This window comes from Mycolicibacterium sp. SMGY-1XX (assembly GCF_059132455.1).
Genome location: NZ_CP101139.1, coordinates 6,976,518 through 6,999,904, shown reverse-complemented (window position 1 = coordinate 6,999,904; position 23,387 = coordinate 6,976,518). Strand labels below are relative to the sequence as shown.

The following is a 23,387-nucleotide window of genomic DNA, read 5'->3' as shown; positions in this document are numbered from 1 at the left end:
CCATGACACTCACCACATCTCGGGACACCGGGTTCGTCCGTCCCACCCCAGGAGAGCTCGGTAGCCCACGCTACCGGCGGTTCCGGAACATCGGCCGCGACAATTTCATCCAGTATGCGGTGCTGATCATCCTCGCGGTGTTCGTGCTGGCGCCGGTGATCCCGACGGTCTACCAGTCGGTGGTGGACCGCCCGCTCTACGAGGTCGGCGGCCTGCTTACCCTCGAGAACTACGTGCGGCTGTTCACCGAAGCCGACTTCGGCACGGTAATTTTGGACACCATCCTGTTCGCCGGCCTGACGGTGATCCTGGCGCAGCTTTTCGCCGTGCCGATGGCCATCGTGGTAACCAGGACCAAGCTACCGTTGGGCCGTCTGGTCGGCGGTTCGATGCGCTGGCCGTTCTATATCTCGTCGTTGCTGCTCGGTTTCGGCTGGATCATGCTCTACGGCCCGGCCGGCTTCGCAAGCGTGCAGATGCGCGAGCTGCTCGGCTTCGTCCCGTGGAACCTGTACTCGATTCCCGGTATGGCGCTCACCGAGGCAGTTGCTTTGGCGCCCATCGCCTTCACGTTCTGCGTCGGGGCGCTCAACCAGTCCGACAACTCGCTGGAGTCCGCCGCCCGGGTCTGCGGTGCCGGACCGCTGCGCATCCTGTGGTCGGTGGTGGTGCCGATGCTGCGCCCGCCGATCGTCTACAGCTCCGTGCTGATCGTCAGCATGTCCATCGAAACCCTCTCGGTCCCACTGCTCTACGGTCAGCCCGCCGACATCACCGTGTTCTCCACCTTCCTCTACACCAACGGTCTGCAGTCCATCGATCCGGACTACGGCGTACTCGGCGCGGCCTCGGTGTTGATCCTGCTCGTCACGGTGCTGCTGGTGGCGGTGCAGTCCAAGCTGCTGAAGAACTCGCAGCGGTTCGTCTCGGTGCGCGGTAAAGCCACCCGGCCACGGACGTTCGACCTGGGCTGGATCAAGTGGGTCGCGTTCGTGTTTATCTCGGTCTACCTGTTCTTCGGGGCCCTGCTGCCCATCGCGGTGCTGATCTTCCGGTCGTTCACGCTGGTGCTCACCCCGCTGAAGTCGCCGTTCTCCACGCTGACGTTCGACAACTACAAGCCGATCTTCAGCTACACCTCCTACTACATGTCGATCGTCAACAGTGTGGTCATCGCCCTGGTGGGCGCGGTGGTCATCAGCCTCCTGGGCACCCTGGCGGTACTGGTTGCCCGGCGCTCGAAGATGAAGGCGGGCAAGCTCGTCGAATACTTTGCCCTGGCTCCGCAGGCCATGCCCGGCCTGATCGTCGGTATCGGCTTCTTCTGGGCCCTGGCGTACTCACCCGGCTGGCTCTCGGGCCTGCTGAGCGGCACCATCTGGATCCTCGTCATCGCCTTCGGTTTGCGTGCTCTGCCCACGGCCTACGGCAACATCTCCCCGCTGCTCATGCAGATCGGCGAGGAACTGGACAACGCCGCCCGGGTCAGCGGGGCCGACTGGTTTCGCACCTTCACCCGGGTGCTGGGCAAGCTGATCCTGCCGGCCTTCGCCGGCGCCCTGATCCTCGTGTTCGTCACGATGATCAAGGAGTATTCACCGGCCGTCTTCCTGGCGAATTCGCAGACCAGCGTCATCGGAACGACGGCACTTCAACTCTGGGCGGAAGGCAACGCGGGGTCCGTCGCGGCTCTGGCCACCATCCAGATCGCCATCACCCTCGTGTTCGTCGCCATTGCCACCCGCCTCCTGAAAGGTCACACCTCCAATGCCTGATCTGCGCGTGAAGAACGTCAACAAGACGTTCAACGGAAACAAAGTCCTGCAGGACATCAACTTCGAGGTCCACGACGGGGAGTTCTTCACCCTGCTCGGACCAAGCGGTTGTGGAAAATCCACCACCTTGGCCTGCATCGCCGGCCTGGAGTCCCCGGACGAGGGCAGCATCGAACTGGATGACACGGTGTTCTTCAGCTCCAAGAACAACACGTTCGTCGCGCCGGAGGGCCGCAATCTGGGCATGGTGTTCCAGTCGTACGCTCTGTGGCCGCACATGACCATCGCCGACAACCTGGCTCTGCCACTGAAATTGCGCAAGGTCACCAAGGAGCGCCGCAACGAGCTCATCGACGATGCGCTGGAGAAGGTGGACCTGCTGCATCTGCGCAACCGGTACCCGCACGAGATGTCCGGCGGCCAGCAGCAGCGTGTCGCGCTGGCCCGGGCGCTGGTCTACTCGCCGCGGCTGCTGCTGCTCGACGAGCCGCTGTCCAACCTCGATGCCAAACTGCGTGAGCAGGCCCGCGCCTGGCTCAAGGCGTTGCAGTCCGAGGTCGGCATCACCACCATCTACGTCACTCACGACCAGGAGGAAGCCCTGGCCATGAGTGACCGGATCGCAGTGATGGCCAAGGGCCGGATGGTCCAGATCGCCACGCCCACAGAGATCTACGAGCAGCCCGCCGCCCAGGAGGTGGCCGCGTTCGTCGGCAACTGCAACTTCCTCGACGCACACGTCATCGAGGTCAGCCCGGGCGACGCCAAGGTGAAACTCGATGCCACCGGGCAGTTGGTCCACGCCACCGGGCGGATGGACGTGCGCTCCGGTGACGCCGTGACCGTCGCGGTGCGCCCGGAACGGGTCAACATCGCCGCCGCCGGCCATATCCCGGGTGACGGCCTCAACGTGGTGCGCGCCAACGTCAACAGCGTGCAGTACGTCGGGTCCAAATACGAGTACCTGCTCTCGGTGGGCGAATCGACCATCGCCGCCGATTGCCTCAAGCCCGGACACCAGGGTGAGGTGGACCTGCTCATCGATCCCGAGAACATCTTCCTGTACCCCCAGAAGCAGTTGGCACCGGCATGATCGAAACCGTCAACCCGGCCACCGGGGCGCCGCTGGCCAGCTACCCGGTGATGTCGGATACCGACATCGACACCGCGCTCGATACTGCCGCGGCAGCTCAAGTCGCGTGGGCAGCTGAAGATTTCAAAGCCCGAGGTGAGGTGCTGCGCGCGGCGGCGACAGTGCTGCGCGAGCGTGCCGACGAGCTGGCGTTGCTGGTCACCCGCGAGATGGGCAAACCATTGGTGGAGTCGGTCGCCGAGGTGCACAAGTGCGCCACCGGGTTGGAGTTCTACGCCGACAACGCCGCGACCTTCCTGGCCGACGAGGTGTACGAGACCTCCGCCGACCGGTCCTGGGTGTCCTACGAACCGGTGGGCGTGGTGCTGGCGGTGATGCCGTGGAACTTCCCGCTGTGGCAGGTGTTCCGCTTCGCCGCACCGGCTCTGATGGCCGGTAACGCCGCGCTGCTCAAACACTCCCCGAACACCACCGGTGCCGCGCTGGCCTGCCAGGAGATCCTGATCGCCGCCGGGCTACCGGAGGGCCTGTTCACCGCCCTGCTGGTCGCCGAAGCCGACGTGCCCGCCACCACGGAGCGCCTGATCGCCGATCCGCGGGTGGGTGCGGTCACCATCACCGGCAGTGAAAGGGCGGGCAGCGCAGTCGGTTCCATCGCCGGACGTGAGATCAAGAAGTCGGTGCTCGAACTGGGTGGATCCGATCCGTTTGTGGTGCTCGCCGACGCCGACCTGGAGAAAGTGGCCCACCTGGCCGTGAAGGGCCGGTTCCTCAACGCCGGGCAGAGCTGCATCTCCCCGAAACGGTTCATCGTCGAACAGGCCGTCGCCGCGGAGTTCACCCGCCTGGTGGTCGAGAAGACCGAGAGCCTGGTGCTCGGTGATCCCGAGGCGCCGGGCACCGATGTGGGACCGATGGCCCGGCGCGATCTACGCGACGGGGTGGCGGCGCAGGTCGAGGCGGCGCTCGACGCGGGCGCCGAATTGCTCTGCGGTGGTGGGCCGGTCGAGGACAGCAACGGGTTCTATTACCGGCCAACGGTTCTCGCCGGGGTGCGGCCGGGCATGTCGGTGTATGCCCAGGAGGTGTTCGGACCGGTGGCGACCATCATCGCGGTCGCCGACGCCGACGAGGCCGTCACGGTGGCCAACGACACCCCGTTCGGGCTCGGCGCCAGCGTGTGGAGCCGCGATGTCGATGCGGCCATCGAGGTGGGGCGGCGGATCACGTCCGGGGCGTGTTTCATCAACTCCATCGTGGCCTCCGATGCGCGAATGCCGTTCGGCGGAACCAAACGCAGCGGATACGGTCGTGAACTCGCGGCACCGGGTATCCGGGAGTTCGTCAACGTCCGCACCTGGTGGGCGTGCAACGCCCCAGCTGCCCAGGCGCCGGCCTCCGAGTGAAAGAAGGACAGTTCATGACCGACGCTTCCGTACGTACCGCCGCCATCCTGCGGCCCTCCGAGATCACCCCGCGCCAGCGCGTAGGCGGTGCCCGCACCCTGCCCATGGTGACCCGGAGCGTGGGCGCCAGGGATTTCCTCAACGGCATCACCATGTTCCCGCCCGGCGCGGCCATCCCGGAACACTTCCACAACTGCGACGAGTCGGTGCTGATCCTGCGGGGCAGCGCCGTGGCCCACATCGACGGGGAGCTGTACCCGGTCGGCACCGGCGACACCTCGTTCATCCCCGCGGGCATCCCGCACTTCTTCCAGAACGACTCGGACACCGAGGAATTGCACATCTTCTGGACATATGCCTCCATCGACGCCGACCGCACCATCGTCGCGACCGGCGTCACCACACGTATCGACGAAGAACACGGAACCAACGTCGGCTGACGCCGACCGACACGAGGAGATCGACATGACCGACAAGACACTGCGCCTGGGCCTGCTCGAGGGTGACGGCATCGGCCCGGAGATCGTGCCCGCCTCTGTCGAGGTGATCGACGCGGCGCTGGCCGCCGCTGGTGCGCCGCGGGCGGAATGGGTGACCCTGCCCTTGGGTCGCAGCGCCATCGACACCCACAACAGCCACACCCCGGCCGAGACGCTCGATGCGCTGGCCAAGATGGACGCCTGGCTGCTGGGCCCGCATGACAGCGCCGCCTACCCCGAGCCGTTCAAGTCGCAGCTCAACCCCAGCGGCACCATCCGCAAGCACTTCGCCCTGTTCGCCAACATCCGCCCGGCGAAGTCCTTCGAGGGCGCCAAGGCCGTGGTGCCCGGTACCGATCTGGTGATCGTGCGCGAGAACACCCAGGGCTTCTACGCCGACCGCAACACCTTCGCCGGCACCGGCGAGTTCATGCCCGACGAGAACACCGCGATCGCGATGGGCATCATCACCCGCTCCGCGGTGGAGAACATCGCCAAGGTGGCCTTCGATCTGGCGCAAGCGCGCCGGCACAAACTGACCATCGTGCACAAGGCCAACGTGCTGCGCCTGACCACCGGCCTGTTCCGCGACGTGTGCCGCGAGATCGCCGTGGACTACCCCGACGTCGAGGTCGACGACTACCACATCGATGCCATGACAGTGCATCTGGTGCGCCGCGCCAACGAGTTCGACGTGATCGCCACCGAGAACATGTTCGGCGACATCCTGTCCGACCTCGCCGGTGAACTGGCCGGATCACTGGGTCTGGCGCCGTCGATCAACGCGTCGCTGGACCAGGCGATGGCCCAGGCCGCGCACGGTTCGGCACCGGACATCGCCGGGCGCAACATCGCCAACCCGGTCGCGATGATCCTGTCGTCGGGAATGCTGTTGCAGTGGTTGGGCGCCCGGCACAACGACGCCACGCTGCTCAAAGCCGCCGAACTGGTCGAAGGTGGCGTCGAAGCCACCATCAAGGCCGGCACCATGACCCCCGACATGGGCGGTGACACCGGCACCAAGGAGTTCGGAGCCGCCGTCGCACGCACCATCGGCGAACGCTGACGTGCAGCCCCCGTTGATCGCGGTCGTACACACCACGCCCGCATCCATCACCCCGACCGCGTCGGCGTTGCAGACCGAGATCCCCGGCGCCCGCGTCTGGAACCTGCTGGACGACCGTCTCGGTTCCGACGCCGACGAACTCGGATCGATGAGCGCAGCCCTGCGGGACCGGATGCTGAACCTGGTCCGCCATGGTGTCGACGGTGGGGCAGACGCGGTGCTGATGGTCTGCTCGATGTACGGCGACACCCAGCCGGTTGCGGAAAAGCTCTTCACCACACCGGTGTTCACCTCCGATGCTGACATGATGGCCGAGATCGCCGCCCGCGCCCCGCGCCGGGTGGCGGTACTGGCCTCGCTGCGGGCCGCCGCCACCGACACCACCACCCGGCTGGGTGACGCGGTGCACGGCGCGGACGTCGAGGTGGTTCCAGTGTTCTGTGACGGCGCCGCGCAGGCGGCCTCGGCCGGTGACCTGGCGGGGTTGGTCAACGCGCTGAGTGAAGGTGTGGACGCCGCGGAGGGGTCTTTCGACATGCTCTGTATCGCGCAGTATTCACTGAGCCCGGCCGCCGAGGAACTCGCCGCCAAGACGGGTCTGCCGGTGGTGAGCCCGCCGCAGTACGCGGCCCGGGCCATTGCCCGACGATTGGCACAGTCATGACCACGCCCAAGATCGGCTGCATCGCCGACGATTACACCGGCGGCACCGACGTGGCCGCGGCGCTGAGGCGGCAGGGTCTGCGGACAGTGCTGCTGTTCGGACCGCCGGCCGACGACATGGCCATCGAGCGCTGCGACGCGGTGGTGGTGGCGCTCAAGACCCGGGCCCTGGACGCCGAGGCCGCGGTGAAGATGTCGCTAGCCGCCCGGGAGTGGCTGATCGCCGAGGCGGGTGTCGACACCGTGTATTTCAAGTACTGCTCCACCTTCGACTCCACACCGGCCGGCAACATCGGACCCGTCACCGACGCGCTGCTGGATGCCGCGGGGGAGTCCACCACCGTGCTGTGCCCGGCCACCCCGGAGCACGGCCGCACGGTGTATCAAGGCAACCTGTTCGTCGGCGACGTCCCGCTGGCGGAATCGTCGATGCGCCATCACCCGCTGACCCCGATGACCGACTCCAATGTGGTCCGGTTGATGGCGGCCCAGACCCCGCATTCGGTGGGATCAATTGAGTGGCAACAGCTCCGACGGGGCGTCGATGCGGTGCAGTCCGCGTTGGCGCAAGCCGGGCGGCGCCATGTCGTCGTCGACGCCCTCGACGACGCCGACCTCGATGTCGTTGCCCATGCCGTGTCGGGTTTCGCGGTGGTCACCGGTGGCGCCGGTCTGGCAGGTGCTCTGGGCCGGGTGCTCGTGGAGAACGACGGCGCACACGCCCCGACCGCCCCGGTGCGTGCACCTGACGCGCCCACTGTGGTGTTCGCGGGCAGTTGCTCGAAAGCCACGCTCGGCCAGGTCGCCCACGCCCGCCGACATTTCGCGTCGTACCGGTTGGACCCCCGCACGGTGGCCTCGCCCGGCGAGTTGCTGGCGCCGGCGCTGGACTGGCTGCGCGGCAACCTCGGTGAGCAACCGGTGTTGATCTACTCCTCGGCGCCGGCGGAGGAACGCGGCCCGGCCGACCCCGCGGTCGCCGATCAACTGGAGTCGACCATGGGCGCGCTGGCCAGAGCGGCCGTCGATGCCGGGGCGCGGCGCATCGTCGTCGCCGGCGGCGAGACCTCCGGTGCAGTGGTGGACGCCCTGGGCCTGCGCTCCGTCGTGGTGGACGCCGAAGCCGACCGCGGTGTGCCCTGGTGCAGCACCGCCGATCACGGGGTGTCACTGTTGCTCAAGTCGGGTAACTTCGGAGCCACCGATCTGTTGGTCCGCGCTGCCACCAGCGAGGTGTTGGCATGAGCGCCGTCGACGTCGAAATCGTCGCACTGGGTGCGTCGTTCTTCCAGCGCGGACTGACCTTCGGCCGGACCGGCAACCTCAGCGCTGCCGATTCCGACGGCACCATCCTGATGACCCCCACGGGAGTGGCGTTGGACAAGCTGCGGGCCGGTGAACTGTCGCGGGTCGACCGCGACGGCAACCACCTCGGCGGACCGAAGCCCACCAAGGAGGCGTTCCTGCATCTGGCGCTCTACCGCGCCAGGCCGGATGCCGGCGCGGTGGTGCACACCCACAGCACCCACTCGGTGGCCGTGTCGTGTCTGGCCGAGGTGGACCGGGACAACGTATTGCCGCCGCTGACAGCGTATTACGCCATGCGGGTGGGCCGGCTGCCGCTGTTGCCCTACCACGCACCCGGCGACCAGCGCCTCGGTGAGGTCGCCGAGTTGGCCGCGACCAGAAGCCACGCGCTGCTGCTGGCCAACCACGGCCCGATCGTGGCGGGGGCCGACCTGGCCTCGGCGGCCGACGCGCTGGAGGAGATCGAGGAAACCGCGAAGCTGCAGCTGCTGCTGCGCGGGCAAGCCGTGGTCCCCGTCGTGGACCGCGAAGTACAACGACTGGAGGAGCTCTACCGGTGAACGTTCAACTCGCGGCGCGTCAATTCAACGCCGAGCATGTGATGAACCACGGCGCGGACATCCTGGAGGCGCACGGTGTACCCCGGGGTGACGCGGAGCTGGTTGCCGAATCGCTGGTGACCTCCGACATCTGGGGTCACCCGTCGCACGGCATGCTGCGCCTGCCCTGGTACGTCGCCCGGGTGCGCTCGGGTGCGATGAAGGCGCTCACCCAGCCCAGGATGCTCAACACGTTCGCGGCTGTCACGGTGCTCGACGGCGCCGACGGAATCGGGCAGGTGGTCACCAACCACGCCATCGGGCTGGCCGCCGACGCGGCCACCGAATTCGGCGTCGGAGTGGTTGCGGTGCGCAACAGCAACCACTTCGGGACCGCGGCCTACTGGACGCGGCTGCTCGCCGAGCGGGGCTGCGTGGCCATCCTGACCACCAACGGCAGCCCGGCGATGGCGCCGTGGGGCGGCACCCAGAAGATGATCGGCGCCAATCCGTGGTCCATCGCGGTGCCGTCGGGCCGGCACGGCACCGTCGTCCTGGACATCGCCAACACCGGGGTGGCCCGCGGAAAGATCTACGCGGCCAAGGAACGTGGCCAGCGGCTGCCCGAGGGTTGGGCCATCGACGCCTCCGGCATCCCCACCACCGACCCCCAGGCGGCTATCGACGGTGTCATCCTGCCGATGGCCGGCCACAAGGGGTATGCGATCTCGTTCATGATGGATGTGCTGTCCGGAGTCCTCACCGGCAGCTCGTCTGCCACCGATGTCGTCGGCCCCTATGTTCCCGACAAGCGCAGTGGCTGCGGCCATCTGGTGATGGCCATCGACATCAAGGCGATCATGCCGCGCGAGCAGTTCGAGTCCCGGATGGACGAGTTGATCGACACGGTCAAGGCGTGCCCGACGGCGCCCGGCGCGGAGATCCTGGTGCCCGGCGAACTGGAGAACCGGGCGGTGCAGCGCGCCGCGGGTAGCATCACGCTGCCCGATGCCACCATCGCCGAACTCAGCGCCCTGGCCGCCGAAGCCGGTGTCGCACCCCTGATCGAGGAGTGATCGATGTACACCCTGTTCGTGACCGTGGACGTGAAACCAGACAAGGTCGACGAATTCCTGGCGGCCATCACCGTCAACGCCGAGGCGTCGTTGCGGGACGAACCCGGTTGCCTGGCGTTCGACGTGCACCGCGACATCGAGACCCCGACGCGGTTCTACTTCTACGAGATCTACACCGACGAGGACGCGTTTACGGTCGGTCACCGTGGTGCGCCTCACTACGCTGCATGGCAAGCGGTGGCCAAGGACGTGCTGGTCGCCGGAAGCCATCGGAACACCTTCGCCACGCCGCTGCACCTCGGCTCGTCGGCCGCGGCCGACGTCCCCTGAGCTGCAGAGAATGGGCGGAGGCAACTCGGGAGGCCGACGGCGTCAGATCGTCCCGCCGGGAAACATCGTCCGGACGGCCTGAGTGATGTTCTGGCGGGCAGTGGCGGCGTCGGTGGGATCGAGGGAGCTGATCGCCATCACGTAGCGCCGTTCGGGTCCGATCGCGCCGGTCGACACGTGCAACTGGTTGCCGCCGTTCCAGCAGCAGAACCAGCCCTGCTTGACCGCAACCGGCTCGGCATAGAGCCCCTCGGGGATGCCGAACCGCTGCGGGTAACCGTCGGTCCCCGTCGGGGTGGATTGCCCGAGGTTGCTGACGATGACGTCGGCCTGTTCGGGGGGCAGCCCACCGGTTCCGTCCAGCAGCATGTCGTAGTAGCGGACGAGATCACTTGCAGTGCTTTGGGTGACGTCCCAGTGCCCGTTGTAGGGTGCCGTGGTGCCGGCCAACCCGTACCGGGCCTTGATGCGCGCGATGACGGCGTTCTGACCGCTGCGGTCCCAGAAGTTCTGCGCTGCGCTGTCGTCGGAGGAGCGCAGCATGATGTCGAGTGACTTACGGTCGGCATCGGACAGCTTCGTCTTGCCCTCCGACTCCTGCAGCAGCAGGTCATCGGCGATGAAGAGCTTCACCACGGACGCGATGGGGAACGGCTGATCAGCTCCGTTGGAGACCATCTGGCCGGTGTCGCGGTCCAACACCACGATCTCGATATCGGCACCGGACCGGGCTGCGTCGGCGGTGGCTTGACGGACGCGGGCGTCGAGTCCGTCAAAGGACGCCGTCGGTTGGGCGGGTGGGGCTGCCGGCAGCGCTGAAAGGGAAGCCTGGGGGGTGACTGGTGCCTGCGGGGTGTTGCCCGCGGTGGGCGGCGTACCCCAGACCTGAGCCTCACAGCCACTCAACAGCAGCGCCACACAGACGATCGCCGTGCTTGTCCTGGCCCGATTCGGCAACCGCAGGCGCATAAGTCTCCTCGAGTCGGATTTGAACCGGGCGAGCGGGGTCAACGCTGAGCCCACCGGTTACCCCAGAGTATCGGTGGCTCAAACGAGACCGGCAAAGCTGCGCTGCCCTCCCGCAGCTGTGTGGATCGGCCGCTTCGACGCCGCCGGCGCCGATGTCATCCGGGCGCAGCCCGACGGGTTCGACGTGACCATCGAGGTCCAGCGATAGTCAGTCGGCCCTGACAGGGATCACGTGGCGGTGACGCCGGGGATCCGGCCTTCCCGGAACGCCTCCACGAAGTGACGATGATCATCCCGCACCACAGCGGCGTACGTCAGTCCGAATTCGACCATGTCGGCGATGAATCCGGCTTCGTCGTCGCCGATCACCGAGATGATCGCGTTCTCGGTCTGGAAGTCGACCAGCGATTGGTCGCTGTCGGTATCGCTCACGCAGTGCACCTTGGCCACGGCCTGGCCGAGTTGGCCGATGACTTCGGCCAATTCGTCGGGTTCGGTCAGCTCACTCCAATCCAGATCGGCCTCATACGGTGAGAGTTCGCTGACCACGAAGCCCACTCCGTCGATGTCGGTGTACCCGAGCAGCGGATCGGCGTGTGCCTGCAGCGCGCGCTGGGAGACCGCGGTGCGGTGGCCCTGGTGCTCGAAGTAGTCGTGCACCTCCGCGTCGTCGACGACGCGGCTCGGGGCGGCCACGTTGCCCTGTTTCATCGACAGCACGACGTCATTGTCGAGCGCCTGGTTGAATCCCTCGATCAGCACGGTGTAGGCCGGCAAGCCGGCGCTGCCGATGCCGAACCCGGTCTTGGCGATGACATCTTTGATGTCGTAGGCGATTCCACGGAACCGGTGGGCCTCCGGGATGGTCTCGAGGTAGCGGGTGAATGCCGCCTCCACCTTCGCCCGCTCGTCGTCGACGAGTCGGACCACACCCGGCAGCTCGCGGAAACGGCGGTCGAACTCGTCGACCACGGTCAGGTAGTTGAGCATCTCGGCGCGCGTGGAGAGCCGGGCGGTTTGCAGAGCCGACAGCACGGCGCCACGGGCGGTGAGGAGGTTGAGCGAAAAGGTGGAGTCATCCTCGACGTCGACGAACCACCGCACCTGGCGCACATAGGAACGCACGAACGTCTCGATCAACATGGTGATCGACTGATCGGAAAGTGCCTTCTGCCAACATATCAGCGCGATACTCGCGGCGAATCGCATCAGGTCCCAGGTGAAGTGCCCGACGTAGGCCTCATCGAAGTCGTTCACATCGAAGATCAACACCCCGGAGCCGTCCATGTAGGTGCCGAAGTTCTGCGCGTGCAGATCCCCTTGGATCCAGACCCGGCTGGTGTGCTCGTCTGCCCACCTGTCCTCGCGCACCGACACGTCGGCGTAGAACAGGCAGGCGCTGCCGCGGTAGAAGGCGAACGGGTCGGCCGCCATCTTGCGGAACTTGGTCCGAAACGCGTCGGGGTCGGCGGCCATCAGATCGGAGAAGGCCTCGACCAGGGTATCGACGATGAACAACTCCCGATCGTCGGGACCGGGGTTGCGTTCCGTATCAGTCATGCGAACTAAGTGCCCAGCGTGACGCCTGATCAACCGCCGCCTGGCCGCCCGACGGCTCAGCCGCCGTCGAGCCGCCAGAACTGCCAACCCCCGAGATGACACCGAGACGCGTTTGAATTCGAACTGCTCACATCCGGGTGACGCCGCTGGGAAAGCGCAATTTTGTGTTCGCTCAATCGCATTCGTTTCCTCCCGCATCGCGGGGGTAGTCCTGCCAACAGTTCAGGTGTGCCACGGGCGTCGAGCTCAGGCCGCAGCACGCCGAACTCAAGCGGCGGTGCCCGGACGGGCACCCCCGATCTGCATCTGAACATGAAGGAAGTGTTATGTCTTACCCCAGTGATCGACCCGCATCGAGCGGGGCTGACCCGCTGGCCGGCAGGTACCCGACGGGCAATCCTCAGCACAGGGCCCCGGCCGCCGAGCCGTCCACCGCGGAGGTGGCCCAGGATCAGGCAGGCAAGGTCGCCAACACCGCTCGCGACGCGGGACAACATGTCGCCGCTGTAGCGGGCGAGCAGGCCACCCAAGTAGCCTCCGAAGCGACGCAACAGGTCAAGCAGCTGGTGCACCAGACCCGCAGCGAACTCACTCAGCAAGCCTCCGAGCAGCAGAAACGGGTGGCGAGCGGGCTCCGCGGGCTCAGCGAGGAACTCACTGCCATGGTCCGGGGTTCCGACCAATCGGGCATGGCAGCCGAGATCGTGCAGCAGGCCGGCCAGCGCACGGAGGCGGTGGCGTCCTGGCTGGAGGATCGCGAACCAGGACATGTCCTGGACGAGGTCACCCGTTTTGCCCGCCAACGGCCCGGGGCGTTCCTGGCCGCGGCGGCAGCCGCCGGCTTCCTGGTGGGCCGGCTGGGCCGAGGTTTGAAAGCAGCCAACGACGCGCCGTCTTCACAAAGCCGCGAATTGACCTCGAGCCCGGCGGAGTACACCACCCGCCCTCAGCCGTATGACCTCAACCGTCAGGCACCCGTCGCCCCCACCGCGGTCCCCCCGGCTCCGGCCTATCCGCCGGCACCGGCTTACGACACGAGCGGGTATCGGCGGCCTGATCCGACGCCCCGCGTGGCGCCGCCGACGAACTATCCGCCGCCGGCACCGGGATATCGCGAAGAATCCAGCGGCCGGAACCTGGCACCATGAGTGCGCCCTACCGCGATCCGCACGACCCCAACGCGCCCGCGCCGTCACTGGGGGAACTACTGGGTGAGGTGAGCAGCGACCTCTCGGAGTTGGTGCGCCAAGAGCTGGCGCTGGCCAAAGCCGAAGCGACGCAGACCGCCTCCCGTGCCGGGAAAGGCGTCGGCATGTACGCCGGTGCCGCCCTTGGCGGTTACTTCGCCCTGCTGTTCCTGTCGGTCGCCGCATGGTGGAGTCTCGGCAATCTCATCGGACACGGCTGGTCAGCGTTGGTGGTCATGCTCGTGTGGGCTGTGATCGCCGCCGTCCTGGCCGTCATGGGACGGTCTGCCCTGGCTGCCGCCAAGGGACTGCCGCAGACCACCGACACCGTCAAACGCATCCCCGATGCACTCACCCCCCGACCTGAGGAGACCCGATGACCACCAGCAATGACCCCGACCAGATCCGCGCTGAAATCGAGCGCACGCGTTCACGATTGAGCGCCGACGTGGACACCCTGGCGTACGAAGCGAAGCCGAGCACGATGGCCAAACGCAAGGTGGGCAAGGTCACCGGCGCGGTCGGCGGCCTGCGGGAGAGGGTGATGGGTTCCGTTCAGGACAACACGTCGTCGATGACCGATTCTGCGCAGTCGGCGCTGGCGTCGGCCGGCGAAACCGCACAGTCGGCGCCCAGCGCCGTGCGCCGGCAAGCGCAGGGCAACCCCATGGCGGCGGGGCTGGTGGCGTTCGGCGCCGGACTCCTGGTGGCCGCGCTCTTCCCGGCCAGTGAGAAGGAGCAGCAGGCCGCGGTGGCCGTCAAGGAAAAGGCCCAGCCCCTGCAGCAGGAGATCACCGACGTCGCCAAAGAGGCGGTCGACCACTTGAAAGAGCCCGCCCAGCAAGCGGCGCAAGCCGTGAAGGAAACCGCCACCGAGGCTGCGGGCACCGTCAAAGAGGAGGGCACGTCCGCGGCGCAGGACGTCCAAGGTCATGCCCAGCACGCCACGCAGAACGTGCGCGACCGCCAGAGCTGACCACTGCTGGCCGCACGTCACGAGAAATCAGGATATACAACGGCTTTGACCCAGGAAGCGCGATGACGACGGCTTCCGGACCGGCGCCGTGAGAAGGGACGGGCGGAGGAGACCATCGTGGGGTTGGCACTGCTGTACGGGTTGGCTGCATCCAGCGCGTTGATCATCGGTGCTGTGGTCGGGGTGCGGTGGGACGCGCCGAAGAGGGTCACAGCGGTGTTGTTGGCATTCGCCAGCGGGGCGCTGATCTCGGCACTGGCGTTCGAGCTGTTCGAAGAGGCTTTCACGTTGGGTGGTGCTGTCCCCTCGGGGCTCGGTCTACTTGCCGGGGCTGCGACATTCGTCGTGGTGGACACCGCGCTGGACCGTTACATCAGTGGTCAATCCGGCCCCGACGAGCGGGAGGTCGCTGCATCCGGGGCGCGCAACGGGGTCGGGCTGGCGTTGCTGGCTGCGGTGACACTGGATGGTGTGCCGGAGAACGTGGCGCTGGGTGTGTCGCTGGTCGGCGGTGCATCGCTGTCGCTGCTGGCCGCCATCTTCTTCTCCAACCTGCCCGAGGCATTGGTCAGTGCCGTCGCGATGCGGGAGGCCGGGACCCGCACGCGCACAATCGTATTGACCTGGGTGGCGTGTGCGGTATTGCTGGCCGGTGCTGTGGTCGCCGGGCGCGCGACCGCGGGCGCTTTGAGCGAGCACGTCCTGGCCGTTGCGCTCGCCTTTGCCGGCGGCGCAGTGCTCGCTTCGCTGGCTGACACCCTGATGCCGGAGGCGTTCGAGCATGGGCGGCCGTTGAACGCGTTCGCCACCGCCGGAGGCTTCTTTCTCTCGTTCGTCCTCGCGGCGTGAGCACCCCCAAGGCCCAGCCGGCAAGCGGTCACAGGTTCTGCACGGGTACGGGTTCGATGCGCTCGGAGTCGGGGAGCGTGAAGCCGAATATCTGCGCGTAGAAGGACAACTCGGAGTCAAGAGCTCGGCGGATGTTGGCCGCCTGGCGAAACCCGTGCTGTTCGCCCTCGAACGCGACGTACGCCACGGGCACACCTTTGGTGCGCAGAGCGTCGACGATCATCTCGGCCTGGTTGGGCGGCACCACCTCGTCCTCGAGGCCCTGCAGCACGATCAGCGGCCGGTCGAAGCCGTCGACGTGGTGGATAGGTGAACGCTCGACGTAGAGATCGCGTTGTGCAGGGTACGGTCCGATCAAGCCGTCGAGATAGCGGCTCTCGAACTTGTGGGTCTCGGTGGCCAGCGCTTCGAGATCGGCGACGCCGTAATGGCTTGCGCCCGCCGCGAAAGTGTCGCGGAAGGCAAGGGCTGCCAGCGTCGTGTACCCACCCGCCGAGCCGCCTCGAATACAGAGCCTGGCCGGATCGACGCGGCCCTGCTCGCCCAGCCACCGGGCCGCCGCCTCGCAATCGTCGAGATCGACGACTCCCCACTGGCCGCGGAGCTGATCACGATAGGCACGGCCGTACCCGGTGGACCCGCCATAGTTGACGTCGACCACCGCGAAACCCCGGCTGGTCCAGTACTGCGCCCCCAGCTGCAGCATCGGCCGGGCCGCGCTGGTCGGACCACCGTGGATCAGCACGAGCAGCGGCGGAAGCTCCCCAGCTTCGGCCTCGACGTCGGGATTTGTCGGTGGGTAGAAAAGAGCATGGGCGGTGCGGCCGCCACTGGTCGGGAACGAGATCGATTCCGGCACCGAGAACCAATCCTGGCTGAGCCCCAGATCGCGTGGTGGACGCAGGATCTCGCCGGCCGTGGCCTCGCCCGTGGGGTCGACGACCACCGACATCACAGCCGGTTCGGTGACGGCCGACGCCCCGACGAAGACAACCCGGTCACCCTCGGCCTGGACGGAGGCAATCGAGGTGCAGGGCACGTCGAGGTCCACCACGGCACCGTCGGCAAGGCGAATCGCCAGGTGCTCGAGCCCGTTGCGCGAGAAGGCGAAGACGGTGCGCCCCTCTGAGAGGAAGGCGTAGCGGGACTGACCGAAAACCCATTGAGGTGCGCCGATCTCGGCGTCCATCGTCACCATGGCCTCGACCCGGTCCGCGTTGGGCACCCACCGGTAGAGGTTCCACCAATCGGACCGGTCGGAGATGAACCAGAGCGAACCGTCGTCGGCCCAGCGGGGCTGGCTCACCGATTCGCCGGCCGGGCGCCCCGCCACCACCCGAGGGGGACTCAGCAGCGGACCGGTGTCACTGTCGCGCAGCTCCGCCACGCACAGCTCGGTGCCGTCCCAGGGCATGTCGGGGTGTGACCACTGCAACCAGCACAGTCGGCCGGCATCGGCGGAAATCCGGGGGTCGGACACGAAGTCGGGACCGGTCACCAGGACCCTCGGGGCGAGCCGGCCCGAGGCATCGACTACGACGATCTCATTGACCACCTCGGCTGGGCCGCCACCGGCGGGATGATGCTCGCGCACCACCAGCGCCCAGCGCCCGTCCGCAGTGACGCACCCGTCGGCCCAGCGCTCACCGCGGGGCACCTCGGGCTCGGGGGTCACCGGCACCGGATCCGCCGCCCCGGTGATCGTGTACAGGCGCTGGTCGGCCCAGTCGGTGTACCACAACGTGTCACCTCCGACCCACCACGCGCCACCGCCGTACTCGTGGACGGCAGTGCGGGCGTTGGCTCCCGCAGGCAGCAAGTCGACTGGCGCTGCGTCGCGCGTCCGCTGGACCAGCTGCGTGCGGCCACCCTCTTCGGGCCGTTGCTCGGACCAGATGACGGTGTCACCGCGCAGGCTCACGCCGCCGAGCCCGGCCGCGGCGCGCACCACGAGCTCAGAGGTGATGGGTGTGGGCCATGAGCCGAAGGTCGCCATGGCGATCCAGGGTACTGTTCTGGCGGCTACCGCATCTGGCCGACGCTGAACCCCAGCAGGCTCTGCAGAATCAGTACCTGGCTCTTCAAATCCGGCCCCTCGATTTGTTCGGTGGTCTCACTGGGCCTGATCCTGGCCTTCTCGCTGCTGTGAGACCGGGACGCCGCTCGGCGGTCGATCAGTGCTGCGAAAACCGATCTCCGACACCGATCGTGCCCTCGGTGACCACCTCGAGGTACGCGCCGGCGCAGGGCAGCCGTCCCAAGCCGAAGGAGTCGACGAGGTTCTCCGCCGCCGGGGTGCGAAGCGCATGTGTCGCACGGTCGAGCTCGCCGTGTTCGAGGGTGGGTATCACGCATCGAGGGGTGGGCCCCATACCTTTGAGCTCCACGGAACCGACGGCGAAAGTGCGCTCAGTCCAATCGTTTTCGGTGTACGGGGGAAAGCCCGGGGGTGTCGCGATCACGATGTTGGGCCGGTAGCGCGCTGCCTCGGTGCCGATCCGGTCCAGCGTTGCGGTGGTGATGACGTGCAGTGGCGCGAGGTCGACGAATGAATCGCCCGGTGTGCCCTCGGCCAGCTCCAGTAGCGGAGCGTCCACCACCGCGTCCAGTCCCTGATCGAGAACCTGCTCGGGGTCGGCGCGTTCCAGGCTCACACCCGGGGGGCGGCTGGTGGCCACCCTCACCGGCCGCGACACCAGCTCGGAGACCGCCTCGGCGAAACCGTCCTCGTCGGGCGCCACGACGGTCCCGTCGGGCAGCCGGACTCGCACGCGTCCGCCGTCGATGCTGGCGGTGCACTTGAGAAGCTGGCGCCAGAGGCGAGCCTGTTTGGCGCTGGCCACCCGCCCGGTCTCCTGGTCGATCAACGCCAGGCGCCGATCTCCTTCGGCTCCGCCGAAGCCGACGTTCAACGCGGCGACCGTCTCACCGAGCATCGACTTCACCGGGTAGCGGTGCAGGCTTGCGACGCGCAGCTGCTGTCCGTCGGTCATCGTCAAACCATACGAGGGCAGTTCTCGTGAACATAATGTGCACAACCTGGCGATCCCACTGCCGCGACCGGACGATCGACACCACGAATGTCGAGCGAGAGGTCGTGAGCGTGGTTTCACCGCAGGTAGCGGAGCGCATCCGTAAGCCGCACTGGTCGCTGGCCCGGACGTGGCTGCTGCAACCGGGTGTCCCAGATGGCGCCGACGCGTTCGACGCCGCAGCCGCGGGCAACACCGACGCCCTGGTCCTCGACATCGAAGACGGCCTGCCTGATTCCCAGAAGACGGCGGGTCGCGCCTCGGTGACCGAATGGCTGCACGCCGGCGGGCGCGGGTGGGTGCGCATCAACAGCGTGAGTACGCCCGCTTGGGCCGCGGATCTGGACGCCGTGGCAGACGCACCTGGGCTCGCCGGTGTGATGCTGGCCAAGACCGAATCGGTCGACGACATCGCCGCAACCACCGCCCGGTTACCTGTCGGCACGCCGGTGGTCGCCCTCATCGAATCGGCACTCGGCATCGAGTCGGCATTCGATATCGCACGGACTCAGGCATGCTGCCGGATCGCCTTCGGGGTCGGTGATTTCCGCCGCGATACCGGGATGAGCGGTGACCCGGCGGTGCTGGCCTACGCGCGGGCCAGGCTGGTGATCGCCAGCCGCGCTGCCCGGCTGCCCGCCCCGATCGACGGACCGACCCTGCGTACCGCCGCCAACCACCTGGCCCGTGATACGGCTGTCGCCAAAGCCGCCGGGATGACCGCACGGCTGTGCCTGGATCCCGCGCACGCCGAGACGGTCAACAATCTGTTGAGTCCCTCGCCGCTGGAAATCGACGAGGCGCGCCGCACTCTGGCGCGGCTGGACGCACCCGCCGGCGCGTACGACGGCAGCGTCGGTCCCACCCGGGCCCGGGCCGAAGCGGTCCTGGACCTGGCCGCCAAACTCGGTCTGGCCTGACCGGTCAGCCGCCGAGTTCGGACACTGCCGCATCGAGAACAGCGGCCTGCTCACTGAGCTCGTGCTCGGTGAGGTCCGTTCCGCCGGTGCGGTCGAGCAGTGCACTCCGGGAGATGACCTCGAGCGCACCCAGGTAGTCGCTGGTGTCGAGTTCGTCGCTGCCGATCACCTCGGCTCGCCCCTCGATGAGCACCAGGACCGCGCTGGGTCCTGCGTCGAGCAGCTGAGCAACGTCGTCGCCCGAAATCATCATCGTGCGCGTATACCCGTGTCGGCGGCGCTCTCACAATGTCAGCTTGACTCTCCCCCTGCGGGAGACCTCACCGTGGGGTCATGACACCGCACAACAGAGTGGACGTGCCCACCGAATGGGATGCACTCCCGCAGACGATCACGACGTATCCGGCTGCGCACGCCGCCGGCGAGGATGACAGGGCGCTCGCCACATTCGCCCCCGACGCTGTGGTGACCGACGAGGGACACGACCATGTCGGACGCGACGAGATCAAGTCGTGGCTGACCGACTCGGCCACCGAGTACACCTACACCACCGAATTCACCAGTGCCACAACCTCCGATGCGGCGTCGGTCGATGTCGTACAGCACCTCGAGGGGAACTTTCCCGGCGGCACCGCCGACCTGCACTTCCGGTTCTCCCTGGAAGGGGCGCTGATCAGTCGGCTGGTGATCGAGCCATGACCAGACGGTGGTTCATCACCGGTGGCACACCGGGTGGGTTCGGGATGGCCTTCGCCGATGCGGCGCTCGAAGCCGGGGACCGGGTGGTGCTCACCGCCCGGCGTCCGGAGGAGCTGGACACGTGGGCAGGCGCGTATGGCGATCGCGTGCTGGTCTTGAAGCTGGATGTCACCGGCCCTGCAGAAGTGCAGGACGCGGTGCGCATCGCCGAGGAACACTTCGGTGGCATCGATGTGCTGGTCAACAACGCCGGGCGCGGTCGGTACGGATCGATCGAGGGCATGAACGAGGCGTCGGTGCGTGCGATGTTCGAACTGAACTTCTTTGCCGTGCTCTCGGTGACACGCGCCGTGCTGCCAGGTATGCGTGCCCGTGGGAGTGGATGGATCATCAACGTGTCCTCGGTCGCCGGGCTGACCGCGGTGACCGGATTCGGTTACTACAGCGCCACCAAGTTCGCCGTCGAGGCCGTCACCGAGTCGCTGCGCGCCGAGGTGGCCGCACAGGGAATACACGTCATGGCGGTCGAACCGGGAGCGTTTCGGACCCGGGCCTACGCCGGCTTCGCGCAGGAGCCGATCGAGGAGACGATCCCCGACTACCACCCCATGCTCAGGCAGGTCCGCGATGCGATGATCCGGCAGGACGGTGCGCAACCGGGAGACCCGCGGCGCGGTGTCCGCGCGGTGATCGCGGCCATGTCCCAGGAGTCGCCGCCACCTCCGCACTCGAGCAGACCCTCGGCGACATCCGGGCAAACGAAACGCTCTCGCGCGGAACGGATTTCCCCGAGGAGTCACTGGACACCCAGAGATCGGCGTGAGAGTCGCACTCGATGCGTCGCCGGAGCGGTGCGACCCGGCTCTTCAGGACCCTTACGGCGTGAGCGCGGCTTCGAGCAGCGTCTCGGCCGCCGCCCGCGCGAAGTCGCCGCGACCCGGGTCGTTGAACACCATGGCCCTGCCTGCCACGCCGTCGGCCAGGATGGCCAGTTGTTCGGCCAGCTGCGCGGGATCGCGCGCGCCCAGTTCCACCAGGAGGTCGGCAATCCGTGAGGTGAAGTCACGTTTGCGATCACGCGTGTAAGCGTGCGCTGGACTCGCTGGGTCGGGAAACTCGGTTGCGGCTGCCGTGAAGGGGCAACCGCGCACCGGGCCGTCGGACGGCGGAATCCGGAACAGCGCCAGGATGCGCTCACGGGGCGGGACGTCCGCACGGTCGAGTAGGCCCTCCATGGTGAGTCCGGCGTCGGCCAGGTGCCGGAGGTAGGCAACCACGAGGTCGTCCTTGACCGGGAAGTGCGCATAGAGCGTGCGCTTGGAGACCGGCGCTGTCGCGGCGATCTGCTCCATGGTCGTCGCGTTGATGCCCTGCGCCTCGAACAGTCGCGTGGCCGCGGCCACGATGCGCTCGCGCCCGCCACGGCCCCTGGTCTCGGTCATACAGACAAAGTACACGCCGACGTTTACTTTCTCGGGCACACCCGATAGTGTGGCTCAGAAGTAAACGGAAACGTCTACATAAGAAAGGCTGGAGATGGTCGACACCCCCACCCTGGGCCAGTCCGTCGGTCAGGTGATCCGCAGCCGCCGCGCCACCCGGGCATTCCGGCCCGACGAGGTTCCTGCCGACACCATCCGGACGGTCTTCGAGCTGGCGAGCCATGCGCCGTCGAACTCGAATACCCAACCGTGGCACGTCGAGGTGGTCAGCGGCGCCGCCCGAGAGCGCCTCGCCGACGCCATCGTGGCTGCCGACAAGGCGAACAAGGCCTCGTTGGATTTCCCGTACAACGACCAGATGTACCAGGGGGAGCACCAGAGTCGTCGCAAGGAATTCGGCGCCAAACTCTACGAAACCTTGGGTATCGCGCGAGAAGACACCGAGCTACTGGACTTCTACAACAAGAAGAGCCTGCGGTTCTACGACGCGCCGCACGTCGCGATGATCTTCGCACCGGATACCGCGGAGGTCCGCATCGCCGCCGATGTGGGTATCTACACCCAGACGCTGCTGTTGGCGATGACAGCGCACGGGATCGCGTCGTGCCCTCAGGGTCTGCTGTCTTTCTACGCCGATACCGTCCGGGCCGAACTCGGTGTCGAGGAGAACCGGAAGTTGTTGCTGGGCATATCCTTCGGCTACGCCGACGACAGCGCGCCCGTGAACGGTCTTGTTGTTCCCCGGGCCGAGTTGTCGGCGACCACCCGCTTCCATCGCTGAGCCCGGACCTTCATCCGTCATTGCTGCGCACCGGGCGGCGCACGGCCGAGGTGACGAGGTGGCGACGTAATCGGCCGCTCGATGAACGGAAGAGCGAGTTCATGGCCGCGGCGGTGCCGCGGACGTCGTCGCGGGCGGTGAGGTAGGTCCACCGGTCCGAGTCGGGCAGGGCGAAGAACTGTTCGAAGAATCCAGGGACATCGGCCGGAGGCATCCGCAGGAGTGCTTCCAAGCCGATCCGGCGGAAGCGGTGGATGACCTGCGCGGCGGGCGGCCAGACGGATGCCTGGGCCGCGGCCAGCGCCCGGTCCGGCTCGCCCGGCAGGTGTGCGGCGAGCGCATCCGCAACCTGCGGGGCGAGCCGCAGGGACGCGGCCAGGCTGAAGCCGGTCGCCGGGTGGATCAACGGGGCGGCCGCACCGAACCCGAGAACCCCGCGACCATGGTGCCGTGGGTGATCAACCCGGAACGAAACCCGCTCGGTTCGTGCGTCTTTCGGGACCGGAACACCGTGGTGGGCCAGCCGGGCGTGCAAGCGTTGGCGCAGCGCCGGCAGTGGCAGCCCCGGCCGTCGAGCCAGTGACGTCTCTTCCACCAGCACGTGGCCTCCGCCCAGCGGAACCACATAGAGGAACGTCGGCCACCCCGTCTCCCCGTGATCGGCGCGCCAGTCCATGAACAGTGCCTCGCCGGCGGATATCAGTGGTGCGGCGGCGTGTTCGTCGAGAATCAAACCGTAGGCAGTTTGTTCAGCGGGTATTCGGCGCGACGGCGTCGGGTCCAGCGGGCGCGCCCGGCCTCCGGCGTCCACGACGACCGAGGCCCTCAGATGCGACCCGTCGGCCAACGCAACCACGCCACGCTCCGGTGACCCGACCGCGCGGCCCGCGTGGAGGTGCACGCCGGTGAGCTGACCGGCGAGGTGCGCCTGGAGAGCGGGCACATCCAGGACGGCGTACTCCCAACCCAAGTGGTGCTCCGTCAGCGCGATCGCCCGGCCTGCGGCTCGGGCCGCGACCACCGCAGCCGGCAGATCGGTCGGCAGCTCCCGGCTCCACATCCCGTAGGTGGCCAGCCAGGGACGTTCCGGGGAAGGGTCGACCAATCCGGTGACCAATCCGAGCCGCCCACACGCCCCCGCCAACGCCATGCCCGCGGGGCCGGCTCCGACCACCAGAACGTCCATTCGTCCAATCGTGCCCTGTACCGCGAGAATCGCCCGCACGACCAGCCGCTG

At 67.4% G+C, this 23,387-nt stretch carries 24 protein-coding genes and 1 pseudogene; 18 read left to right on the top strand and 7 right to left on the bottom strand.

The window, feature by feature from the left end:
* Positions 1-2: 2 nt before the first annotated feature.
* Genes NL241_RS33435 through NL241_RS33390 form a run of 10 tightly spaced genes read left to right on the top strand, consistent with a single transcriptional unit; the run spans position 3 to position 9,735 of the window.
* Complete coding sequence (locus NL241_RS33435) at positions 3-1,775, top strand: ABC transporter permease (RefSeq protein WP_487689859.1); 1,773 nt, start codon at positions 3-5, stop codon at positions 1,773-1,775.
* On the top strand, positions 1,768-2,868 hold the full coding sequence (locus tag NL241_RS33430) for an ABC transporter ATP-binding protein (RefSeq protein ID WP_487689862.1): 1,101 nt from the start codon (positions 1,768-1,770) through the stop codon (positions 2,866-2,868). Before NL241_RS33435 ends, NL241_RS33430 begins: the two co-directional genes overlap by 8 nt.
* Positions 2,865-4,274 carry an NAD-dependent succinate-semialdehyde dehydrogenase gene (locus NL241_RS33425; protein WP_494396273.1) on the top strand — a complete coding sequence of 470 codons (1,410 nt, stop codon included), beginning with the start codon at positions 2,865-2,867 and terminating at the stop codon, positions 4,272-4,274. The genes NL241_RS33430 and NL241_RS33425 overlap by 4 nt, the downstream gene beginning before the upstream one ends.
* Positions 4,275-4,288: 14 nt before the next feature.
* A complete protein-coding gene (locus tag NL241_RS33420) occupies positions 4,289-4,714 on the top strand; it encodes a cupin domain-containing protein (RefSeq protein WP_494396272.1) in 426 nt (141 codons plus the stop codon).
* A gap of 25 nt (positions 4,715-4,739) precedes the next feature.
* A complete protein-coding gene (locus tag NL241_RS33415) occupies positions 4,740-5,819 on the top strand; it encodes an isocitrate/isopropylmalate dehydrogenase family protein (protein WP_494396271.1) in 1,080 nt (359 codons plus the stop codon).
* Between the two features lie 13 nt (positions 5,820-5,832).
* The gene (locus NL241_RS33410) at positions 5,833-6,483 is read left to right on the top strand and encodes an aspartate/glutamate racemase family protein (protein WP_487689872.1); all 651 of its coding nucleotides are present in this window, start codon (positions 5,833-5,835) and stop codon (positions 6,481-6,483) included.
* Complete coding sequence (otnK, locus tag NL241_RS33405; protein ID WP_494396270.1) at positions 6,480-7,727, top strand: 3-oxo-tetronate kinase; 1,248 nt, start codon at positions 6,480-6,482, stop codon at positions 7,725-7,727. The genes NL241_RS33410 and otnK overlap by 4 nt, the downstream gene beginning before the upstream one ends.
* Entirely contained in the window at positions 7,724-8,350 is a 627-nt protein-coding gene (otnC, locus tag NL241_RS33400) for a 3-oxo-tetronate 4-phosphate decarboxylase (RefSeq protein WP_494396269.1), read from the top strand. The genes otnK and otnC overlap by 4 nt, the downstream gene beginning before the upstream one ends.
* Complete coding sequence (locus NL241_RS33395) at positions 8,347-9,405, top strand: Ldh family oxidoreductase (protein ID WP_487689881.1); 1,059 nt, start codon at positions 8,347-8,349, stop codon at positions 9,403-9,405. Before otnC ends, NL241_RS33395 begins: the two co-directional genes overlap by 4 nt.
* A gap of 3 nt (positions 9,406-9,408) precedes the next feature.
* Positions 9,409-9,735, top strand: coding sequence for a putative quinol monooxygenase (locus NL241_RS33390; protein ID WP_494396268.1), 327 nt, complete (start codon positions 9,409-9,411; stop codon positions 9,733-9,735).
* A gap of 42 nt (positions 9,736-9,777) precedes the next feature.
* Here NL241_RS33390 and NL241_RS33385 read toward each other — a convergent pair whose 3' ends face one another.
* Together NL241_RS33385 and NL241_RS33380 are read right to left on the bottom strand one after the other, a co-directional pair.
* Positions 9,778-10,704, bottom strand: a complete 927-nt coding sequence (locus NL241_RS33385) for a serine hydrolase (RefSeq protein ID WP_487689886.1) — start codon at positions 10,702-10,704, stop codon at positions 9,778-9,780.
* 228 nt (positions 10,705-10,932) lie between these two features.
* The gene (locus NL241_RS33380; protein WP_494396267.1) at positions 10,933-12,264 is read right to left on the bottom strand and encodes a DUF2252 domain-containing protein; all 1,332 of its coding nucleotides are present in this window, start codon (positions 12,262-12,264) and stop codon (positions 10,933-10,935) included.
* 326 nt (positions 12,265-12,590) lie between these two features.
* On the opposite strand from NL241_RS33380, the gene NL241_RS33375 reads away from it, so the two are divergent.
* The 4 genes from NL241_RS33375 to NL241_RS33360 all read left to right on the top strand — a co-directional run bounded on the left by NL241_RS33375 (position 12,591) and on the right by NL241_RS33360 (position 15,276).
* Positions 12,591-13,412 (top strand): hypothetical protein, encoded by an 822-nt coding sequence (locus tag NL241_RS33375; protein ID WP_494396266.1) that lies wholly within the window; start codon positions 12,591-12,593, stop codon positions 13,410-13,412.
* Positions 13,409-13,831: a phage holin family protein gene (locus NL241_RS33370; RefSeq protein WP_487689896.1), complete on the top strand. Its 423-nt coding sequence runs from the start codon at positions 13,409-13,411 to the stop codon at positions 13,829-13,831. Before NL241_RS33375 ends, NL241_RS33370 begins: the two co-directional genes overlap by 4 nt.
* Entirely contained in the window at positions 13,828-14,427 is a 600-nt protein-coding gene (locus tag NL241_RS33365; protein WP_487689898.1) for a DUF3618 domain-containing protein, read from the top strand. Before NL241_RS33370 ends, NL241_RS33365 begins: the two co-directional genes overlap by 4 nt.
* Before the next feature lie 117 nt (positions 14,428-14,544).
* Positions 14,545-15,276 (top strand): ZIP family metal transporter, encoded by a 732-nt coding sequence (locus tag NL241_RS33360; RefSeq protein WP_487689901.1) that lies wholly within the window; start codon positions 14,545-14,547, stop codon positions 15,274-15,276.
* A 28-nt stretch (positions 15,277-15,304) separates the two neighbouring features.
* Here the strand turns inward: NL241_RS33360 and NL241_RS33355 are convergent, their stop codons facing one another.
* Entirely contained in the window at positions 15,305-17,272 is a 1,968-nt protein-coding gene (locus NL241_RS33355; RefSeq protein WP_494396265.1) for a S9 family peptidase, read from the bottom strand.
* 178 nt (positions 17,273-17,450) lie between these two features.
* Positions 17,451-18,269 carry an MOSC domain-containing protein gene (locus NL241_RS33350; protein ID WP_494396264.1) on the bottom strand — a complete coding sequence of 273 codons (819 nt, stop codon included), beginning with the start codon at positions 18,267-18,269 and terminating at the stop codon, positions 17,451-17,453.
* Positions 18,270-18,373: 104 nt separating this feature from the next.
* Between NL241_RS33350 and NL241_RS33345 the strand changes: the two genes are divergently transcribed.
* Positions 18,374-19,228, top strand: coding sequence for an HpcH/HpaI aldolase/citrate lyase family protein (locus tag NL241_RS33345; protein ID WP_487689910.1), 855 nt, complete (start codon positions 18,374-18,376; stop codon positions 19,226-19,228).
* A gap of 4 nt (positions 19,229-19,232) precedes the next feature.
* Here the strand turns inward: NL241_RS33345 and NL241_RS33340 are convergent, their stop codons facing one another.
* Positions 19,233-19,481, bottom strand: a complete 249-nt coding sequence (locus NL241_RS33340; protein ID WP_487689912.1) for a hypothetical protein — start codon at positions 19,479-19,481, stop codon at positions 19,233-19,235.
* Positions 19,482-19,561: 80 nt separating this feature from the next.
* Here NL241_RS33340 and NL241_RS33335 point away from each other — a divergent pair, with 80 nt between their 5' ends.
* Complete coding sequence (locus NL241_RS33335; protein ID WP_494396263.1) at positions 19,562-19,927, top strand: nuclear transport factor 2 family protein; 366 nt, start codon at positions 19,562-19,564, stop codon at positions 19,925-19,927.
* Positions 19,924-20,750: pseudogene (locus NL241_RS33330) on the top strand (SDR family NAD(P)-dependent oxidoreductase). Before NL241_RS33335 ends, NL241_RS33330 begins: the two are co-directional and overlap by 4 nt.
* 52 nt (positions 20,751-20,802) lie before the next feature.
* Here NL241_RS33330 and NL241_RS33325 read toward each other — a convergent pair.
* On the bottom strand, positions 20,803-21,369 hold the full coding sequence (locus NL241_RS33325; RefSeq protein ID WP_487689913.1) for a TetR/AcrR family transcriptional regulator: 567 nt from the start codon (positions 21,367-21,369) through the stop codon (positions 20,803-20,805).
* A 94-nt stretch (positions 21,370-21,463) separates the two neighbouring features.
* Here NL241_RS33325 and NL241_RS33320 point away from each other — a divergent pair, with 94 nt between their 5' ends.
* Positions 21,464-22,150, top strand: coding sequence for a nitroreductase (locus tag NL241_RS33320; protein WP_487689916.1), 687 nt, complete (start codon positions 21,464-21,466; stop codon positions 22,148-22,150).
* A 10-nt stretch (positions 22,151-22,160) separates the two neighbouring features.
* Here the strand turns inward: NL241_RS33320 and NL241_RS33315 are convergent, their stop codons facing one another.
* Positions 22,161-23,336 (bottom strand): lycopene cyclase family protein, encoded by a 1,176-nt coding sequence (locus NL241_RS33315; protein WP_494396262.1) that lies wholly within the window; start codon positions 23,334-23,336, stop codon positions 22,161-22,163.
* Between the last annotated feature and the right edge of the window lie 51 nt (positions 23,337-23,387).

Excerpts from the sequence above, each read along its gene's own strand:
- NL241_RS33435 (WP_487689859.1), top strand. The coding sequence starts at position 3 with ATGACACTCACCACATCTCGGGACACCGGGTTCGTCCGTCCCACCCCA.
- NL241_RS33430 (WP_487689862.1), top strand. The coding sequence starts at position 1,768 with ATGCCTGATCTGCGCGTGAAGAACGTCAACAAGACGTTCAACGGAAAC.
- NL241_RS33425 (WP_494396273.1), top strand. The coding sequence starts at position 2,865 with ATGATCGAAACCGTCAACCCGGCCACCGGGGCGCCGCTGGCCAGCTAC.
- NL241_RS33420 (WP_494396272.1), top strand. The coding sequence starts at position 4,289 with ATGACCGACGCTTCCGTACGTACCGCCGCCATCCTGCGGCCCTCCGAG.
- NL241_RS33415 (WP_494396271.1), top strand. The coding sequence starts at position 4,740 with ATGACCGACAAGACACTGCGCCTGGGCCTGCTCGAGGGTGACGGCATC.
- otnK (WP_494396270.1), top strand. The coding sequence starts at position 6,480 with ATGACCACGCCCAAGATCGGCTGCATCGCCGACGATTACACCGGCGGC.
- otnC (WP_494396269.1), top strand. The coding sequence starts at position 7,724 with ATGAGCGCCGTCGACGTCGAAATCGTCGCACTGGGTGCGTCGTTCTTC.
- NL241_RS33390 (WP_494396268.1), top strand. The coding sequence starts at position 9,409 with ATGTACACCCTGTTCGTGACCGTGGACGTGAAACCAGACAAGGTCGAC.
- NL241_RS33385 (WP_487689886.1), bottom strand. The coding sequence starts at position 10,704 with ATGCGCCTGCGGTTGCCGAATCGGGCCAGGACAAGCACGGCGATCGTC.
- NL241_RS33380 (WP_494396267.1), bottom strand. The coding sequence starts at position 12,264 with ATGACTGATACGGAACGCAACCCCGGTCCCGACGATCGGGAGTTGTTC.
- NL241_RS33375 (WP_494396266.1), top strand. The coding sequence starts at position 12,591 with ATGTCTTACCCCAGTGATCGACCCGCATCGAGCGGGGCTGACCCGCTG.
- NL241_RS33370 (WP_487689896.1), top strand. The coding sequence starts at position 13,409 with ATGAGTGCGCCCTACCGCGATCCGCACGACCCCAACGCGCCCGCGCCG.
- NL241_RS33365 (WP_487689898.1), top strand. The coding sequence starts at position 13,828 with ATGACCACCAGCAATGACCCCGACCAGATCCGCGCTGAAATCGAGCGC.
- NL241_RS33355 (WP_494396265.1), bottom strand. The coding sequence starts at position 17,272 with ATGGCGACCTTCGGCTCATGGCCCACACCCATCACCTCTGAGCTCGTG.
- NL241_RS33350 (WP_494396264.1), bottom strand. The coding sequence starts at position 18,269 with ATGACCGACGGACAGCAGCTGCGCGTCGCAAGCCTGCACCGCTACCCG.
- NL241_RS33340 (WP_487689912.1), bottom strand. The coding sequence starts at position 19,481 with ATGATGATTTCGGGCGACGACGTTGCTCAGCTGCTCGACGCAGGACCC.
- NL241_RS33335 (WP_494396263.1), top strand. The coding sequence starts at position 19,562 with ATGACACCGCACAACAGAGTGGACGTGCCCACCGAATGGGATGCACTC.
- NL241_RS33325 (WP_487689913.1), bottom strand. The coding sequence starts at position 21,369 with ATGACCGAGACCAGGGGCCGTGGCGGGCGCGAGCGCATCGTGGCCGCG.
- NL241_RS33320 (WP_487689916.1), top strand. The coding sequence starts at position 21,464 with ATGGTCGACACCCCCACCCTGGGCCAGTCCGTCGGTCAGGTGATCCGC.
- NL241_RS33315 (WP_494396262.1), bottom strand. The coding sequence starts at position 23,336 with ATGGACGTTCTGGTGGTCGGAGCCGGCCCCGCGGGCATGGCGTTGGCG.